This is a genomic window from Paenibacillus kobensis NBRC 15729, from assembly GCF_004000825.1.
GTDB lineage: Bacteria > Bacillota > Bacilli > Paenibacillales > Paenibacillaceae > Paenibacillus_T > Paenibacillus_T kobensis.
The window spans coordinates 1-1,577 of the sequence record NZ_BILZ01000132.1 but is presented as its reverse complement, the minus strand read 5'-3'; the positions used below and the strand labels follow the sequence as shown (position 1 = coordinate 1,577).

At 47.7% G+C, this 1,577-nt stretch carries 1 protein-coding gene; it reads right to left on the bottom strand.

Annotated elements, in window-relative coordinates:
• The coding region (locus PKO01S_RS28420; RefSeq protein WP_127534783.1) for a non-ribosomal peptide synthetase at positions 1-1,577 on the bottom strand (1,577 nt) is incomplete at both ends.

Sequence of the window (1,577 nt, the reverse complement as noted above, 5' to 3'; positions counted from 1 at the left end):
CCCCATTTTTCTCCTTGACCGCCACGGCCGCATCTTTAACCCCGGGCTGCTTGCGCAGGACACTTTCGATCTCGCCCAATTCAACTCGGAAGCCGCGGATTTTGACCTGTTCATCGATTCTTCCCATGTACTCGATATTCCCATCGGGAAGCCATCTTGCCAAGTCGCCGGTACGGTACATCCTGCCCTCTCCGAACGGGTTCTCGACAAACTTTTCTGCCGTCAGTTCCGGCTGGTTCAGGTAGCCCCTGGCCAGTCCGTCTCCGGCCACGCACAGTTCACCCGGTATGCCGATCCCGCATAACGTACTGCCATTTAATATAAATACCTTCTTGTTTGGGATCGGTTTGCCGACAGGTATCTTATCGGGAATGCTGTTTGTATCTTCACACAACCAATGTGTCGCACATACGGTTACTTCTGTCGGTCCATAAGAGTTGAGATAGCCGGAACTTTCAATTGCTTTACTTACAACATCTTTACTGCTCTCCGAACCTGCTGTAATGATCAGCCGCTGTCCCGCCGTATTCATTTGTGCATAGAACTGAGGCGGAACCGCCATGATTGTCGTTTCCCCTGCAAAGTCACCTAGGTACTCACTGTCCGACAATTTATCCGGATGGATGACATACAGGGTCGCACCGGTCAGCAATGCCATGGTCATATCCCACACGGAGCCATCGAATGCGATATTAGAGAATTGCAGGATTCTATCCTTTGAAGTCACTTTTAGAGAATCCATAAAGTATGATCTCAAATTACTTACTCCGGCGTTTTCAATCATGACCCCTTTGGGCTTGCCTGTGGTTCCCGAGGTATAGATGAGATACAATAAATCACTTGGCTTGTTCATGTGTACGGGATTGGTGGATACACCTTCCCAGGTCTTGCTCTCTCCCAGTTCTATTATAGGTATTTCAGTTTGAAGTTCGGTATTGTAAGTTACCACTGCTTTGGGTTTACAGTCGGATAGCATATAATCTATCCGGTCTTGGGGATACCCGGGGTCTATCGGTACATAAGCTCCGCCTGCCTTGATAACCCCGTAGATACCGATGATCATCTCCATACTGCGTTCCGCCAGTATGGCTACGTAATCATCCGGTTTTACCCCAAGTTCTCTCAGTTTATACGCTAGTTGATTTGCTTTTTCATTAAGCATCGCATAGCTCATTGTTGCATCTTCAAATACGACCGCGATATTGTCCGGCGTCTGCCCAACCTGCTCTTCAAACAACTCGACTACTGTTTTTCCTCTTGGATATTCCATTGCGGTGTCATTGAAGGTCTCAATAACCAGTCTTTTTTCTTCTTCGTCCACCACACTCAGTTCGCTGATCTTAGCCCCTGGATTTGCCGTCAGTTCGTCCACCAGGCAGCTGAAGTGTTTCATCATCCGCTTTACACTTTCCAGCTCGAACAAATCGGTACAATATTGCCAGTTCATTGCATAGCCGTCTTCCATTTCACCGATGCTTAAGGTGAGATCGAATTTCGCGATGGTATGTTCGCTGTCTAGGCTTGTCATGGTTAAGCCGTTCATTTCTAAGTTCGCTTGTTCGTTGTTTTGCAGCACA